The sequence below is a fragment of the Bacillus luti genome, from assembly GCF_009739945.1.
In the GTDB taxonomy this organism is placed as follows: domain Bacteria; phylum Bacillota; class Bacilli; order Bacillales; family Bacillaceae_G; genus Bacillus_A; species Bacillus_A luti.
In genome coordinates this window covers 3,066,973-3,083,052 of sequence record NZ_CP040336.1, presented here as the reverse complement: position 1 = coordinate 3,083,052, position 16,080 = coordinate 3,066,973, and the positions used below count along the sequence as shown (strand labels likewise).

General features: G+C 36.6%; 14 protein-coding genes. 11 read left to right on the top strand and 3 right to left on the bottom strand.

Features of this window, described 5'->3' with window-relative positions; translation table 11 throughout:
* Positions 1 to 327: 327 nt before the first annotated feature.
* Positions 328 to 678: a hypothetical protein gene (locus EUC40_RS15670; RefSeq protein WP_098991983.1), complete on the bottom strand. Its 351-nt coding sequence runs from the start codon at positions 676 to 678 to the stop codon at positions 328 to 330.
* A 116-nt stretch (positions 679 to 794) separates the two neighbouring features.
* The gene (locus EUC40_RS15665) at positions 795 to 1,295 is read right to left on the bottom strand and encodes a hypothetical protein (RefSeq protein ID WP_156575920.1); all 501 of its coding nucleotides are present in this window, start codon (positions 1,293 to 1,295) and stop codon (positions 795 to 797) included.
* Between the two features lie 479 nt (positions 1,296 to 1,774).
* On the opposite strand from EUC40_RS15665, the gene EUC40_RS15660 reads away from it, so the two are divergent.
* The 4 genes from EUC40_RS15660 to narI are packed head-to-tail and all read left to right on the top strand — an operon-like array spanning position 1,775 to position 8,180.
* Positions 1,775 to 5,458: a nitrate reductase subunit alpha gene (locus EUC40_RS15660; protein WP_156575919.1), complete on the top strand. Its 3,684-nt coding sequence runs from the start codon at positions 1,775 to 1,777 to the stop codon at positions 5,456 to 5,458.
* On the top strand, positions 5,448 to 6,923 hold the full coding sequence (gene narH, locus EUC40_RS15655; protein ID WP_156575918.1) for a nitrate reductase subunit beta: 1,476 nt from the start codon (positions 5,448 to 5,450) through the stop codon (positions 6,921 to 6,923). Before EUC40_RS15660 ends, narH begins: the two co-directional genes overlap by 11 nt.
* Before the next feature lie 19 nt (positions 6,924 to 6,942).
* Positions 6,943 to 7,473 (top strand): nitrate reductase molybdenum cofactor assembly chaperone, encoded by a 531-nt coding sequence (gene narJ / locus EUC40_RS15650; protein WP_071712861.1) that lies wholly within the window; start codon positions 6,943 to 6,945, stop codon positions 7,471 to 7,473.
* A gap of 17 nt (positions 7,474 to 7,490) precedes the next feature.
* Complete coding sequence (gene narI / locus EUC40_RS15645) at positions 7,491 to 8,180, top strand: respiratory nitrate reductase subunit gamma (protein WP_071712862.1); 690 nt, start codon at positions 7,491 to 7,493, stop codon at positions 8,178 to 8,180.
* Between the two features lie 93 nt (positions 8,181 to 8,273).
* Here the strand turns inward: narI and EUC40_RS15640 are convergent, their stop codons facing one another.
* Positions 8,274 to 8,966, bottom strand: a complete 693-nt coding sequence (locus EUC40_RS15640) for a Crp/Fnr family transcriptional regulator (RefSeq protein ID WP_000013863.1) — start codon at positions 8,964 to 8,966, stop codon at positions 8,274 to 8,276.
* Positions 8,967 to 9,242: 276 nt separating this feature from the next.
* Here EUC40_RS15640 and moaA point away from each other — a divergent pair, with 276 nt between their 5' ends.
* The 7 genes from moaA (at position 9,243) to EUC40_RS15605 (ending at position 15,946) form a co-directional block, all read left to right on the top strand.
* Positions 9,243 to 10,256, top strand: a complete 1,014-nt coding sequence (gene moaA / locus EUC40_RS15635; protein ID WP_156575917.1) for a GTP 3',8-cyclase MoaA — start codon at positions 9,243 to 9,245, stop codon at positions 10,254 to 10,256.
* Positions 10,257 to 10,273: 17 nt separating this feature from the next.
* On the top strand, positions 10,274 to 11,287 hold the full coding sequence (locus EUC40_RS15630; protein ID WP_156575916.1) for a molybdopterin-synthase adenylyltransferase MoeB: 1,014 nt from the start codon (positions 10,274 to 10,276) through the stop codon (positions 11,285 to 11,287).
* A 41-nt stretch (positions 11,288 to 11,328) separates the two neighbouring features.
* The gene (locus EUC40_RS15625) at positions 11,329 to 12,618 is read left to right on the top strand and encodes a molybdopterin molybdotransferase MoeA (protein ID WP_156576953.1); all 1,290 of its coding nucleotides are present in this window, start codon (positions 11,329 to 11,331) and stop codon (positions 12,616 to 12,618) included.
* Positions 12,619 to 12,661: 43 nt separating this feature from the next.
* Complete coding sequence (locus EUC40_RS15620) at positions 12,662 to 13,132, top strand: molybdenum cofactor biosynthesis protein MoaE (RefSeq protein WP_156575915.1); 471 nt, start codon at positions 12,662 to 12,664, stop codon at positions 13,130 to 13,132.
* Complete coding sequence (gene moaD, locus EUC40_RS15615) at positions 13,129 to 13,362, top strand: molybdopterin converting factor subunit 1 (protein ID WP_156575914.1); 234 nt, start codon at positions 13,129 to 13,131, stop codon at positions 13,360 to 13,362. Before EUC40_RS15620 ends, moaD begins: the two co-directional genes overlap by 4 nt.
* Before the next feature lie 80 nt (positions 13,363 to 13,442).
* Positions 13,443 to 14,612, top strand: a complete 1,170-nt coding sequence (gene narK / locus EUC40_RS15610) for a nitrate transporter NarK (protein WP_156575913.1) — start codon at positions 13,443 to 13,445, stop codon at positions 14,610 to 14,612.
* 416 nt (positions 14,613 to 15,028) lie between these two features.
* Positions 15,029 to 15,946, top strand: coding sequence for an AEC family transporter (locus tag EUC40_RS15605; RefSeq protein ID WP_156576952.1), 918 nt, complete (start codon positions 15,029 to 15,031; stop codon positions 15,944 to 15,946).
* The last annotated feature ends 134 nt before the right edge of the window (positions 15,947 to 16,080 follow it).

The following is a 16,080-nucleotide window of genomic DNA, read 5'->3' as shown; positions in this document are numbered from 1 at the left end:
CTACTTGCGGGCAGGAAAGATTCTATCTTTAATTCTAAGAATATTCAGATTATTTATTCCGATTACATCTAGTATAATTGTTTCCGTAACTAAGGGCAATACAGTAAATAATGATTTGTAGTTTTATATGAAATATGTCTTGATATAAACTAGTATTGTCGGTAAAACGTAGAGGAGGGGAAGGAAGGAGTGACTTCGATGAGCAAAATAAATAGCGTAGGGAACCCTACGCGTAAAGTTGGAAACATATATCATACGCCTTGTGATTAAAATTTATATGAGTAATAAATAAAGCCGACTTCATTAAGAGGCCAGCTATTTAAATTATTACAATCCTTTATTTTTATCTTTCTTATATTCTTTTCGTTTATCTAACCAAATATGAATTAATTCTACCAATTCCATTGTTTCAATCTCACAATATTCTCCTTTACCATCTTCGGCTAAATTGTCTAACACAGTAGTTGTATCGTTCCGAATTTCTAAACCGCAAATGTTGCCATTTACTACTACATAATTTTTTTCTCCGTTTAAAACACTATGTATTTCTTCTAAAATCCAATCTCCAAAAGCTGAAACTTCAATTCCTAAAAAAGTTTCAACAAGTTTAATTTCTTGAGGAAGTCTCATAACTAAATCTCTACTGTTAAGTACTTCAAAACTATATGGATATTTCATAACTATTTTACTCCTTTATTTCCGGCTTTAGGGACTCTATTTACTTCGCCATTAATCTCATAAGCTCTATTAAGGTAAGAAGTTCTTATACTATCATCACTCTTGTCCTACTTGAATTATAGTAAAAGTAGATTATTATTAAACTTATCTATCCAATATTTCGCTGGTGTAGGTATGAATTCAGTGAAATCTTCATATGTACCAATCCAATCTTTTGGTACATAGTTTTCGTATGATGCCGGTTCTGGAAACATTGAATATAGTATTTTATTATCAAAGTTAATTAATAAGACTGGACTAAAATCTAATAGATCTTCTCCTGCATTTTTCCTTTTAATATTTTCAAGTAGTAAATAATTTAATTCCTCTTTAGTTGTTTTATATTGATTAATCCTTAGTAAAAATACTTCTACATTTTCATTATTTAATACTTGTATTCCATTTCTTTCTTCCGTTTCCTCATTATCTTCAATGCTTACACCTAAATTTTTATATGCATGATCTAATTTATCATAATCTAAAAACCATAGTTCTTTATCTGTTACATACCATCTAAACTCATTTGTATATATGACACCTACTATAATGTTTTCTGCATAAAGCGGTTCTAATATCATAATAGCCTCCTTTTAATATTATCTTATAATCTTGCCATTCATGGCGTATGCTTCTCTTCATTCGATCCAAGGTGCTGGCAACTCATAAGAATTTACTGGCGTTTTTTGGTTCAACTATACTCAGGACAGTTCCCCTTGGTTTAGTGAGTTTGATTTAAAGTATTGCATTTTCATTTTTAAATACATTTAACGATTTAGGTATATCAAATACAACTAATTCTAAATTAATACCTCTATTATATAAGAAATATTTTGCGTGCTCATCGTTATCTGTATTTCATCTTAAACTTTGGTAGAAGAGAAGAAGGAATTTAACAGTCAGTGGAGGATGTGCCCCACAATGATTAGATTTTCACATTTTCATGTTTTCTCAAGAATTTTTGACAATCTCTTGAACTGTGCGAAATGTCACATCTGTATTTTACAACCTCTCTTATAGTAAGGGTATGTAAGAGAGACGTATTAAAGGAGTGAACAGTATGAAGAAGAAACCTTCAGCACTATTGAGACGTTTAAAATATTTTTCACCAATAGATCGTTATAACGATAACCATACACAAGAAACGTATGAAGATCGTGAATGGGAGAATGTGTACAGAAAGCGTTGGCAGCATGATAAAGTAATTCGTTCTACACATGGTGTGAACTGTACTGGTTCATGTAGCTGGAATATATATGTGAAAGATGGAATTGTAACTTGGGAAGGGCAGGAGCTTAACTATCCGACTACAGGTCCTGATATGCCTGATTTTGAACCACGAGGATGTCCACGTGGAGCGAGTTTTTCATGGTACATTTATAGCCCGCTTCGTGTGAAATATCCGTATGTACGTGGTGTTCTTTGGAATATGTGGCAAGAAGAACTGCAAAATCACAAGTCACCACTAGATGCTTGGAAAAGCATTGTGGAAAACCCTGAAAAGGCACGTACGTATAAGCAGGCGCGTGGTAAAGGGGGATTCATTCGTGCGAATTGGGATGAAGTGTTACAACTCGTTTCTGCTTCATTACTTTACACAGTAATGAAATACGGTCCAGACCGAAATGTTGGTTTTTCACCAATTCCAGCTATGTCGATGTTAAGTCATGCAGCAGGTAGCCGTTTTATGCAACTTATGGGTGGACCGATGCTTAGCTTCTATGATTGGTACGCAGATTTACCGCCAGCTTCTCCGCAAATTTGGGGTGATCAAACAGATGTACCAGAGAGTAGTGATTGGTATAACTCTGGTTATATTATGACATGGGGTTCAAATGTACCGATGACAAGAACGCCAGATGCTCACTTTTTAGCAGAGGTTCGATATAAAGGAACGAAAGTCGTTTCTGTCAGTCCTGACTTCGCTGAATCTACAAAGTTTGCGGATGAATGGATTAGTGTGAAACAAGGTACAGATGGTGCACTTGCGATGGCAATGGGGCACGTAATCTTACAAGAATTTTACGTAGATAATCAAGTGGAATATTTCACAAAGTATGCGAAGCAATATACTGATTTTCCTTTCTTTGTCACATTGAAACAAAAAGGAGATCAATTCGTTGCGGATCGATTCTTAAATGCTTCTGATATCGGACGTGAAACGAAGTTAGGGGAATGGAAGCCTGTACTTTGGAACGAGAACACGAATGATTTTGCAACACCTCAAGGCACAATGGGATCACGTTGGGATAACGAAAAGAAATGGAACTTACGCTTAGAAGATGAACAAACAGGTGAAAAGATTGATCCACGTCTTTCTTTACTTGGAATGGAAGATGCGGTTGGAACGGTACAAATTCCGTACTTCTCTGATGATGGAAATAAAGTATTAGAACGTACAATTCCAGTGAAAAAGGTTATGACAGAAGAAGGCGAAGTGTTCGTTACAACTGTATACGACTTAACGTTAGCAAATTACGGAGTGAACCGAGGACTTGGTGGACAAGAACCGAAAGACTTCAATGATGATATGCCGTTTACACCTGCATGGCAAGAGAAAATGACGGGAGTGAAGCGAGAGCTTATTGTTCAAATTGCTCGTGAGTTCGCACAAAATGCTGTTGATACAAATGGTCGTTCCATGATTATTGTTGGAGCTGGTATTAACCATTGGTTTAACTCTGATACGATTTATCGCGCTGTTTTAAATCTTGTTCTTCTTGTTGGGGCACAAGGTGTAAATGGCGGCGGTTGGGCGCATTATGTTGGTCAAGAAAAATTACGACCAGCAGAAGGGTGGCAAACAATCGCGATGGCAAAAGATTGGCAAGGGCCACCGAAATTACAAAATGGTACTTCATTCTTCTATTTCGTAACAGATCAATGGCGTTATGAAGATACACCAGTTGGACATTTAGCATCACCAATTGAAGGTAACTCTCGTTATCAACATCACGGTGATTACAACGTATTAGCGGCACGACTTGGCTGGTTACCTTCTTATCCGACATTCGAGAAAAACGGAATTGAATTATATAAAGAAGCTGTTGCTGCTGGTGCAACGACGCAAGAAGAAATCGGAAAATACGTTGCGCAAAAACTAAAAGAAAAAGAATTGAAATTTGCGATTGAAGATCCTGATAATAAAAACAACTTCCCGCGCAACTTATTCGTTTGGCGTGCGAACTTAATTTCAAGTTCTGGTAAAGGACACGAATATTTCTTAAAACATTTATTAGGTACAACAAACGGATTAATGAATGATGATAGTGATTCAATACGACCGGAAGAAATTAAGTGGCATGAAGAAGCACCAGAAGGGAAATTAGATTTACTCATTAATTTAGATTTCCGTATGGCTGGAACAGCGCTTTATTCTGATATCGTCTTACCTGCTTCAACTTGGTATGAGAAGCACGATTTGAGTAGTACAGATATGCATCCATTTGTGCATCCGTTTAACCCAGCAATCGGTTCACCGTGGGAAGCACGCTCTGACTGGGATATTTTCACGGCTCTTTCTAAAGCTGTGTCAGATTTAGCGAAGAAAATCGATCTTGAGCCAATGAAAGAAGTCGTTGCAACACCACTTCTTCACGATACACCGCAAGAATTAGCGCAACCACTTGGCAAGATTAAAGATTGGAGCAAAGGCGAGTGTGAACCAATCCCAGGTAAAACGATGCCGCAAATTCATGTTGTCGAAAGGGATTATAAAACGATTTATGACAAAATGACTGCACTAGGACCAAATGCCGGAAAACAACCGATTGGTACGAAAGGGATTTCTTGGTCTGCGGAAAAAGAATATGAGCAATTAAAGAGTCGATTAGGAGTCGTTCGAACGGATTCTATTGCGAAAGGTTGCCCAGACATAAAAGAAGCAATTAATGCTGCTGAGGCGGTATTAACACTTTCTTCTACAACAAACGGTCATATGGCTGTAAAAGCATGGGAAGCACTTGAAAAACAAACAGATTTAAAATTGCGTGATTTAGCAGAAGAACGTGAAGAAGAATGCTTCACATTTGAACAAATTACTGCACAGCCAAAAACAGTAATTACCTCTCCAGCCTTCACAGGTTCTGAAAAAGGTGGACGCCGTTACTCACCATTTACAACAAATGTGGAACGTCTTATTCCTTGGAGAACGATAACTGGTCGACAATCTTTCTACTTAGACCATGACATGATGAAAGAATTTGGTGAAACGATGGCAACATTCAAACCAATTCTGCAACATAAACCGTTCCGTAAATCACGGCCTGAAGTAGAGGGAAAAGAGATTACATTAAACTATTTAACACCGCATAATAAGTGGTCGATTCATAGTATGTACTTTGATTCATTACCGATGTTAACGCTGTTTAGAGGTGGTCCAACTGTTTGGATGAATAAAGATGACGCTGCAGAAGCTGGCGTTGCAGATAATGATTGGATTGAATGCTTTAACCGTAACGGTGTTGTTGTAGCACGTGCTGTTGTAACGCACCGTATACCGAGAGGAATGGCATTTATGCACCATGCGCAAGATCGTCACATTAACGTACCTGGTACGAAATTAACAAGTAATCGCGGAGGAACGCATAATAGTCCGACTCGAATTCACGTGAAACCGACACATATGATTGGTGGGTATGGTCAATTAAGTTATGGATTTAACTATTATGGTCCAACTGGAAACCAGCGCGACTTAAACGTTGTAATTCGCAAACTGAAGGAGGTAGATTGGCTTGAAGATTAAAGCGCAAGTCGGAATGGTAATGAACCTAGATAAATGCATCGGCTGCCACACTTGTAGCGTAACATGCAAAAACACCTGGACAAATCGTCCAGGTGCTGAATATATGTACTTCAATAACGTAGAAACGAAACCCGGAATTGGTTATCCGAAGCAATGGGAAGACCAAGAGAAATACAAAGGCGGCTGGGAATTGAAAAATGGTGACCTTCAACTGAAATCCGGTTCGAAAATGAAGCGTCTTATGAATATTTTCCACAATCCAGATCAACCAACAATTGATGATTACTTTGAACCTTGGAACTATGATTATGAAACGTTAACGAATAGCCCGCAGCGTAAGCATCAGCCAGTTGCTCGTCCGAAATCAGCAATTACAGGCGAATTTATCGACAAAATTGAATGGGGTCCAAACTGGGAAGATGATTTAGCTGGTGGACATATAACAGGATTACAAGATCCGAACGTAAAGAAAATGGAAGAAGAAATTAAAACGGATTTTGAAAATGTCTTTATGATGTATTTACCACGTATATGCGAACATTGTATGAATCCATCTTGTGTATCTTCTTGTCCATCTGGTGCGATGTATAAACGTGAAGAAGATGGGATTGTTCTTGTAGATCAAAATGCATGTCGCGCATGGAGATTCTGCGTATCTTCTTGTCCATATAAAAAAGTGTATTTTAACTGGCAAACGAATAAAGCTGAAAAATGTACAATGTGCTTCCCGCGTATTGAAGCTGGTATGCCAACAATTTGTTCAGAAACATGTGTAGGACGTATCAGGTATATTGGGGTAATGCTATATGACGCTGACAAAGTAAAAGAAGCGGCTTCTGTTGAAGATGAAAAAGATTTATATGAATCTCAGCTTACTGTTTTCCTAGATCCAAATGATCCAGAAGTAGCGGCTGAAGCGAAAAAACAAGGCATTCCTGAAGAATGGATTAAAGCGGCACAACAGTCGCCAATCTATAAAATGATTATCGATTGGAAAATTGCTCTGCCTCTTCATCCAGAGTATCGTACAATGCCGATGGTTTGGTATATCCCGCCGCTTAGCCCAATTATGAACATGGTGGAAGGAAAAGGTAGTAACTGGCAAGCAGAAGAGATTTTCCCTGCTATTGATAATATGCGTATTCCAATTCAATATTTAGCGAATTTACTCACTGCAGGGGATGAATCACATATTCGTCTTACATTGAAGAAAATGGCCGTTATGCGAACGCATATGAGAGCATTGCAGATTAATAAAGAACCAAATGAAGCTGTATTAAAAGAACTTGGCTTAACGAAACAGGATGTAGAAGAGATGTATCGTCTTCTTGCTATCGCGAAATATAAAGATCGTTTTGTCATCCCGACGTCTCACCGCGAACAAGTTGCAGATTTATATAGCGAACAAGGAAGCTGTGGCCTTTCCTTCACAGGTGGTCCAGGCTCTTGTATGACAATTTCTTAAATAAAGGGGGCAGAAAATTATGAAAGAAAGTTTACAAACTGCTTTTTCTTGTTCTTCTTTTCTTCTCTCCTACCCTGAACTAGGGTGGAGAGAAGCTGTAACAGAATTAAAAGAAGAGATTGAAGCGATTGAACAGGAAGAAGTTAAAACTTCACTTACAGCATTTATAAAACAAGCGCTAGATAAAACGAACGATCAACTTATTGATAGTTACGTATATACATTTGATTTTGGTAAAAAGACTAATATGTATTTAACGTATATGAACACCGGTGAACAAAGAGAAAGAGGCATTGAATTACTAGAGTTAAAACAGCATTATAAAAAATCTGGTTTTGAAGTAACGGATAAAGAACTACCAGATTATTTACCATTATTACTTGAGTTTTTTGCAAATGCAGATGAACAAGATAGTGAGCCGATTATGGGTAAATATAAGGAGAATATACAAGCATTGCATGTTCAGTTAAAAGAAGCAGACAGTATGTATGAACCAATTCTTGGAGCTGTTCTCCTCGCTATCGATACATGGGGTGTACAGACAAATTAGAAAGGAGAGTTGTCAAAATGATGGATCAATTTCTATGGGTGTTGTTTCCCTATATCATTTTTGCAATCTTTATCGGTGGACATATTTTCAGATACAACTATGATCAATTTGGATGGACATCAAAATCTAGTGAACTATTAGAGAAAAAAATGCTCCGAATCGGAAGTCTATTATTCCACTTTGGGATTATATTCGTAATTGGCGGTCATGTTATGGGGATTTTAATTCCAGAAGCTGTATACCGTTCAATAGGTATTTCTGAGCATATGTATCATGTAGTAGCAATTAGTTTCGGGCTTCCAGCAGGGGTTGCTTCTATCATCGGTTTAATTATATTAACGTACCGCCGCGTAACAGTAAAACGTATTATTGCAACGAGTACAAAGGGAGATTATATTGCGCTTATTTTATTACTTATCGTTATGCTGGCAGGACTTTCCTCAACATTTTTAAACATTGACTCAAAAGGATTTGATTATCGTACAACGATTGGTCCTTGGTTCCGAAGTCTCTTTATTTTCCAACCAAAAGTTGAATACATGACAGAAGTACCAGTTTGGTTTAAAATTCATATTCTCGCAGGGTTGGGGCTTTTCGCAGTATGGCCATTTACAAGACTGGTACATGTATTTAGTGCCCCAATTAAATACTTAAGTCGTAGTTATGTAATTTACAGAAGACGTATTCCAAATGAATTGAAAAAATAGTTTTGTTATACATGTTTAGTACTTTATAAGAAAAGCCGAGATCTAATTGGACATCTCGGCTTTCCTTATAGGTATAAGTATCTAAATAAGATGCTAATCAATACTACAAACAGAGGCAGAGCAATCTTCACAAGCAATTTCACATTTTAAAAATTGTAAATCGTGAATTGTAATCTTTCCTTTATGAATAGAAATTGTACCTTGCTTTTTTAATTCATTTAACATTCGATTTACACTTTCGCGTGAAGTTGCACAGAAATTAGCAAGTTCTTGATTCGTTAACGGTAAATCGATGAGAATCCCATTTTCCTTTAGTACACCATAACTATTTGTCATTCGAATGAGAGTAGAATACAGGGCACCTTTTTTGCCGTGTAATACTAAATCTCGGAACTTCGTTTGCATTCTTCTTAAATGTTCACTAATCCATTTCATAAATTCAAATACGAGCGCGGGCTTTTGGAGTAATGCTTTTTCTAAGGTTTCACGCTTTATTACCCCTACTTCAACATCTTCAAGGCATTTTGAGTTTAATAAATACTTCGCATTGTCCGTGAACAATGTTAGTTCACCAATAATGTCGTATGCCGAACAAATACGGAGTGTTAATTCCTGCCCATCAGCACTTAGTTTACTAATTTGTACTTTCCCTGAGTGGATGATATAGAGTTCTGTTGCTTCCATACCTTCTTGAAAAATAAAACTTCCTTTTTTAATCTGCATTTTATATTCAACAGATGCAAGTAATTCCTTTAAGTCTTGAGATAATGTCATACTGTTTGCCACAGCGATCACCTTTCTTCTTATAAGCAATACATCTCCTATTTTGAATGTAAGTATGATGAAAATGCAAGAGATATTTTTGGAAAGAAGTGAAATTTCAATGACTGGATGGAGTAGGGCTTGAGATGTGAACAAAATTCGAACGGATTTGTGAAAAATTTTGGAATGGGGAAAGTAATGTGAGAAAAGTCACATTGAATATGTAGCTTCTTTTTTATAATAAAGGCAAATGAAAATATGAAACTTACTAAGGATTTGAGTAGAAAAGAAGGGATATAGATGCACGAGAAGATGAGAGATTCGTTAGAGCGGCCACTTCAAGATTTACGTATTTCAGTTATTGATCGTTGTAATTTTAGGTGCACATACTGTATGCCTGCTGAAGTGTTCGGACCTGATTACACTTTTTTACAGGAAGAGTTTTTATTAACGTTCGATGAAATAGTAAGATTAGCAAGATTATTTATAAGTATGGGAGTCAATAAAATTAGACTTACTGGCGGCGAACCTTTATTGCGTAAAGATTTACCGAAGTTAATTGCAATGCTTGCAAAGCTAGACGGTTTAACGGATATTGGACTCACAACAAACGGTATTCATTTAGCAAAGCAAGCAAAGGCGTTAAAAGAAGCGGGACTCAAACGTGTAAATATTAGTTTAGATGCGATAGAGGATCATATCTTCCGAAAAATTAATGGACGAAATGTAAGTACAAAACCTGTATTGAAAGGAATTGAAGCAGCAAAGGCTGCTGGATTAGAAGTAAAAGTAAATATGGTCGTAAAAAAAGGAATGAATGATAGTCAAATTCTACATATGGCTCGTTATTTTAAAGAACAAGAAATTCAGCTCCGTTTCATTGAGTTTATGGATGTAGGAAGTACGAACGGCTGGAACTTCGAACAAGTTATTACGAAGGAACAATTAATAGAGAAGATTAATCGTGTATATCCGATTGAGCCTGTTAAACCTCGTTACTTTGGAGAAGTTGCAAAATTGTATCGATATGTAGGGAGTGATGCAGAAGTTGGATTTATTACTTCAGTATCTGAGTCATTTTGTTCTTCTTGTACGAGAGCTCGTATTTCGGCAGACGGCAAGTTTTTCACGTGCTTATTTGGAACGAAAGGAACGGACTTACGAACGCTTCTTAGAGAAGATATTTCGGATACTTCACTACTAAAAATTCTCCACCATACATGGGAGTTTAGAACAGATCGATATTCAGATGAAAGAACGGCGGAAAGTACAAATAAACGTCCAAAAGTTGAAATGTCATACATTGGAGGATAGAGAAAGGAGGATTCCCTATGCAAGAGCGATATTCAAGACAGGTACTATTTTCTGAAATTGGTGAAATAGGACAAAGAAAAATAAGAGAAAAGCATGTGCTCTTAATCGGTGCGGGTGCACTAGGGGCTGCAAATGCGGAAGCTCTCGTTAGGATGGGAATTGGGAAATTGACAATTGCTGACCGTGACTACGTCGAATGGAGTAATTTACAACGGCAACAGTTATATACAGAAGAAGATGCGAAGCAGTGCAAGCCAAAAGCAATTGCAGCAGCAGAACATTTAAGAACGATTAATTCTGAAGTGGAGATTGAGCCAGTTGTAACAGATGTCACAATGCAAGAAATGGAAGAGTTAACAAAAGAAGTGGATCTCATATTAGATGCGACTGATAACTTTGATACGCGTCTACTTATAAATGACATTTCACAAAAAGAAAATATACCTTGGATATACGGTGGTTGCATTGGAAGTTACGGTGTAACGTATACAATTCTTCCGGGAAAAACACCGTGTTTTCGCTGCTTAATGGATCATCCTATGGGTGGTGCAACATGTGATACAGCAGGAATTATTCAGCCAGCTGTACAGATGGTTGTTGCTCATCAAGTAACAGAGGCGATGAAAATATTGGTGGATGATTACCAGTCGCTAAGAGGGACCATGTTATCATTTGATATTTGGAACAATCAATATCTCTCATTAAAAGTAAATAGACAGAAAAAAAGTACATGTCCATCTTGTGGAAAATCACGAACATATCCAAGTTTAACATTTGAAGCGCAGATGAAAACTGAATTGTTATGCGGGCGGAATACCGTTCAAATCCGTCCAGGAATAGAGGGGACTCTTAATTTAGAAGAAATACAAAAACGCTTACAAAAAAGTTTGGATGTCAAAAAAACACCATATTTATTATCGTTTCTTGTTGATGAATATCGTTTCGTTTTATTTACAGACGGTAGGGCGTTTATTCATGGGACAAATGATATGAAAATAGCAAAACGATTATATGCAAAATATGTAGGGTAAATAGAATGAGAGCTTCTATTTTTCAAAACGAGGTGAAAAAAATGTTATTAAAACGTAATCCAATTCCAGTGGCAGAAGCAGTTGCACGTGTAATGGAATATGCTCATGAGGGTGAAACGGAAAAAGTTTCTCTTATAGACAGTTACGGAAGAATCCTTGGAGAAGATGTTGTTGCAGATCATGATGTCCCGCATTTTGATCGCTCTCCGTACGATGGATTTGCGATTCGAGCAGAAGATACAAAAGAAGCGAGTAGCAGTAACCCAATTCGGTTTGAAGTGATTGGTGAAATCGGAGCAGGTTTTGTTTTTACAGAAGAAGTGAAACCATTTCAGGCTATCCGTATTATGACAGGTGCGGCAATTCCAGCAGGGTGTAATGCAGTTGTTATGTTAGAACTAACGGAAGGATTTGAAGAAAACGAAAAGACTTTTATGAAATTAAAACGCTCTTTTGCTTCCGGGGATAACATTTCTTTTAAAGGAGAAGATGTAAAACGAAATACCATCCTTGTGAAAAAAGGGACTGTTATTAATCCTGGAGTTGTAGCACTTCTTGCTACGTTTGGTTATAGTTCCCTACATGTTGTAAAACAGCCGATTATTGGAATTGTGACGACAGGAAGTGAACTGCTCGAGGTACATGAACACTTAAAGCCAGGGAAAATTCGAAATAGTAACTCCTATATGATTGCTGCTCAAGTTCAACGATCGGGCGGAGTTGTACAGTATTATGGACAAATCGCTGACGATTTAGAGACGTGTTATAACACTGTAAAAAAAGCGATAAAAGAAGTTGATATTTTAATTACGACTGGTGGCGTTTCGGTAGGAGACTATGACTATTTACCTGCTATTTATGAGAGATTGCAAGCTAATGTACTTTTCAACAAAATAGCGATGCGGCCAGGAAGTGTGACAACTGTAGCTGAGGTAGAAGGAAAACTACTATTTGGTTTATCTGGTAATCCTTCTGCTTGTTATGTCGGATGTGAATTATATGTTCGACCAGTCATTGGAACATATTTGCATAGAAAAGATCCGCACGTATTTCGTGCAGAAGCAATTTTACAGAAAGACTTTCCGAAAGAAAATCCATTTACTCGTTTTGTAAGAGGGAGAGTAGAAATTGTAGATGGACAATTACAAGTTATACCAGTTGGTCTAGATAAATCTAGCGCAATTTCTTCACTTGCAGAGGCAAATGCATGTATCGTCCTGCCAGGAGGAACGAGAGGGTTTGAAGCAGGAATAACTGTTTCGGTACTGTTATTAGAATCAAACGCCGGAAGTGAGTGGCCGTGGGATGAACCGCTTCGATCATATAAATAATAGAAAATAGATTGCTAACTTATACAAAGATAAGAGGTGCAAAATGACACAAACGTATTATGAAGTAATTGATACACCTATTTCAATTGAAGAAGTTATAAACAAAGTAATTCGTCGTGAGTGTGGTGCTGTTACTACTTTCATTGGCACTGTAAGAGAATTTACGAAAGGACGTCGTACACTATATTTAGAGTATGTAGCATATAAAACAATGGCAGAAAAACAACTTGAGAAAATTGGCACTGAAGTAGAAGCGAAGTGGTCTGGGACATATGTCGCCATTACACATCGCATTGGTACATTACAAATTTCTGATCTTGCTGTTGTTGTCGCCGTTTCTACACCACACCGGAAAGCAGCATATGAGGTGAACGAATATATTATGGAGCGTATAAAACAAATTGTTCCGATTTGGAAGAAAGAGTTTTGGGAAGATGGTGAGTCTTGGATAGGTGATCAGTTAGAGAAAATAGCATATGCAAATGGTGAGCCTGGAAAGGAGATGAGAATATGATTGAAGTACTATTATTTGCACATTTACAAGAAGAGGTCAGTAAGCCAGCATTACACATAGATTGCGAAAATATTACGGTTGCGAAGCTAAAGGAAGTTCTGGTTAAGGAATATAATGTAGCAATTTCAAATGAGATTATGGTTGCGATAAATGAAGAATATGCAAATGAGGATGACATCATTCAAACTGGCGATGTCGTAGCAATGATTCCGCCAGTAAGTGGTGGTTGATTCTTTTCAGCCTGATCATGTAAGGGCGTGATTAGGCTGGAGGGAATGAATATAACTATGCATACATAGGAGGGAACAGGATGAAAAGTCCTAATTTTCAATTAAGTTTACAAACTTCCAATCTAGTTATCGGTTTTATGGTGTGGGTTATTTTATCATCATTAATGCCCTATATTAAAGTAGATATCCCATTAACTGCAGGACAAATTTCTATGGTAACAGCAGTACCGGTTATATTAGGTTCTGTTCTTCGCATTCCGATTGGTTATTGGACAAATCGTTTCGGAGCAAGAAAATTATTCTTTATTAGTTTTATTCTATTATTATTTCCTGTCTTTTATATTAGTGTTGCCGATTCAATGATGGATTTAATTATTGGTGGTTTATTCGTCGGAATCGGTGGGGCGGTATTCTCAGTAGGGGTAACTTCTTTACCGAAATACTTTCCGAAAGAGAGTCATGGTTTTGTAAATGGTATTTACGGTGTCGGTAACGCGGGGACAGCAATTACTTCATTTTTAGCTCCTGTAATTGCGACATCAGTTGGTTGGAGAACGACAGTACAGTGTTATTTAGTTTTACTTGCAGCGTTTGCACTTATAAACTTTTTATTAGGCGATCGTAAGGAGAAAAAGGTGAATACACCATTAATGGAACAAATAAAAGGTGTATATAAAAATGAAAAACTTTGGTTTCTATGTATCTTTTACTTTTTAACATTCGGATCATTTGTCGCATTTACAGTATACTTACCAAACTTTTTAGTATCTCACTTCGGATTAGAGAAAGTAGATGCAGGTATGCGGACAGCCGGATTCATCATACTCGCAACAATAATGCGTCCGATTGGTGGTTGGCTAGGTGATAAGTTTAATCCATTTAAAATATTAATCTTCGTATTTATCGGATTAACACTTTCAGGTATTATTTTATCATTTATGCCTAGCATGAATGTGTACACATTTGGTTGCCTACTAGTCGCATTTTGTGCAGGGATTGGAAATGGTACAATCTTCAAACTCGTTCCAATGTATTTCTCAGAACAAGCTGGTATTGTAAATGGACTCGTTTCAGCTTTAGGCGGACTAGGAGGATTCTTCCCGCCGCTAATTTTAACATTACTATTCCAACTAACAGGTCATTATGCAATTGGGTTTATGGCATTATCAGAAGTCGCACTTGCTTGTTTAATCATTACTGTGTGGATGTATAGTCAAGAAAAGCTGTTAGTGCTGTTAAAGAATCATTAATAAAGAAAAAGAACCATCCCAAAGTATTTTGGGATGGTTCTTTTAGTAATAGGCTTCAACACATTCTTTTATGACCAAATTCTTTAGTAAGGCTAATGGATATTGTGAAATAGTACACTTAAACGAAAGAATACAGTTTAGGTCGATAAGATAAAATTATGAATTTGTATAAATAATCTATAATTTTCTTTAAGAGTCATATTTGCTATGTTAAAGAAAAGGGAGGGATATGAGAATATTAGATGCACATTTTCGTATTATCGATTTTAATTTTCTAATTATTGATAACTAAGGAGTGTTTCCGCCTAACTTTGTTGTAGAAGATTATTAGATTGGTGCAATAGAATTGTCCAAAGTTGCATCCATTTTAGTAAAGGGTTTAATGAAACTATAATATATTTGGAATGAGGTTTTACATGTTTGTTTTTATTATATTAGACGTAATATTACCAATATTAATATTGATGCTAATTGGTGCGATCTTACAAAGAAAGTTCCAATTTAACTTAAAGCAGCTATCTACACTTATTAATTATTGCTTGATGCCAGCGGCTGTATTTGTGAATATATATGATATTCGTATAGAAACAGGTTTGTTGCTCCAGATAATGTACTATTTAATGCTTTATAGTCTGAGTCTGATCATAGTAAGTCATTTCATTTCAAAAATATTAAAGTTAGAAAAAGGAGAAAGTGCAGCCCTAAAAAATAGCATTTCGTTAATGAATTCCGGTAATTATGGGTTACCAGTAAGTCAATTGATTTTCAGTCATAATCCAGTGGGGGTTTCCATTCAGATTTTTATTGTTATTTTTCAGAATCTTTTAACTTATTCATATGGGATATATAACTTACTATCAGCAACAAAAACAATCGGAAGTATTATTCAATCATTTCTAAGACTGCCTGTATTCCATGCGCTCGTATTAGGGGTTCTCTTTCAATCTTTTACAATTCAATTACCTAATTCTATCTTGCTACCTCTTAATCAGCTTGCGAATGGTTTTGTTGCAATAGCACTCATATTGTTAGGGGCACAATTATCCAACATTAAGCTTAATTTTTTCCATCGAGTCATAACATGGGCTTTAATTGGAAGGTTACTGATGGGACCATTATTAGCACTTGCCATGATCTACCTACTAAACATCGATGGTATTGTTGCACAATCATTATTTATTGCAAGTTCTTTTCCTACTTCAAGAAATACATCGACCATTGCTATGGAATATCAAATAGAGCCTGAATTACATGCACAAATCGTTTTATTTTCAACACTTTTCAGCATTATTACAGTAACTGTCGTTATTTATTTTTCATATATTTTGTTTTGAATATACGTGCAAAAACGAATAGATTTGAGGCGGTAAATGATGGACGAAAATCCCATCGATATGAGAAGAAAACGGTTTTTGATATATTGGGTGTCGTTTACAATTGTACAATGTCTGATAATCAAGCGGCTTAA

Bases quoted from the DNA above. Each gene is read 5' to 3' on its own strand.
- EUC40_RS15605 (WP_156576952.1), top strand. From the start codon at position 15,029: ATGTTTGTTTTTATTATATTAGACGTAATATTACCAATATTAATATTG.
- EUC40_RS15620 (WP_156575915.1), top strand. From the start codon at position 12,662: ATGACACAAACGTATTATGAAGTAATTGATACACCTATTTCAATTGAA.
- EUC40_RS15630 (WP_156575916.1), top strand. From the start codon at position 10,274: ATGCAAGAGCGATATTCAAGACAGGTACTATTTTCTGAAATTGGTGAA.
- narJ (WP_071712861.1), top strand. From the start codon at position 6,943: ATGAAAGAAAGTTTACAAACTGCTTTTTCTTGTTCTTCTTTTCTTCTC.
- narK (WP_156575913.1), top strand. From the start codon at position 13,443: ATGAAAAGTCCTAATTTTCAATTAAGTTTACAAACTTCCAATCTAGTT.
- narI (WP_071712862.1), top strand. From the start codon at position 7,491: ATGATGGATCAATTTCTATGGGTGTTGTTTCCCTATATCATTTTTGCA.
- moaA (WP_156575917.1), top strand. From the start codon at position 9,243: ATGCACGAGAAGATGAGAGATTCGTTAGAGCGGCCACTTCAAGATTTA.
- EUC40_RS15670 (WP_098991983.1), bottom strand. From the start codon at position 678: ATGAAATATCCATATAGTTTTGAAGTACTTAACAGTAGAGATTTAGTT.
- EUC40_RS15660 (WP_156575919.1), top strand. From the start codon at position 1,775: ATGAAGAAGAAACCTTCAGCACTATTGAGACGTTTAAAATATTTTTCA.
- EUC40_RS15625 (WP_156576953.1), top strand. From the start codon at position 11,329: ATGTTATTAAAACGTAATCCAATTCCAGTGGCAGAAGCAGTTGCACGT.
- moaD (WP_156575914.1), top strand. From the start codon at position 13,129: ATGATTGAAGTACTATTATTTGCACATTTACAAGAAGAGGTCAGTAAG.
- EUC40_RS15665 (WP_156575920.1), bottom strand. From the start codon at position 1,295: ATGATATTAGAACCGCTTTATGCAGAAAACATTATAGTAGGTGTCATA.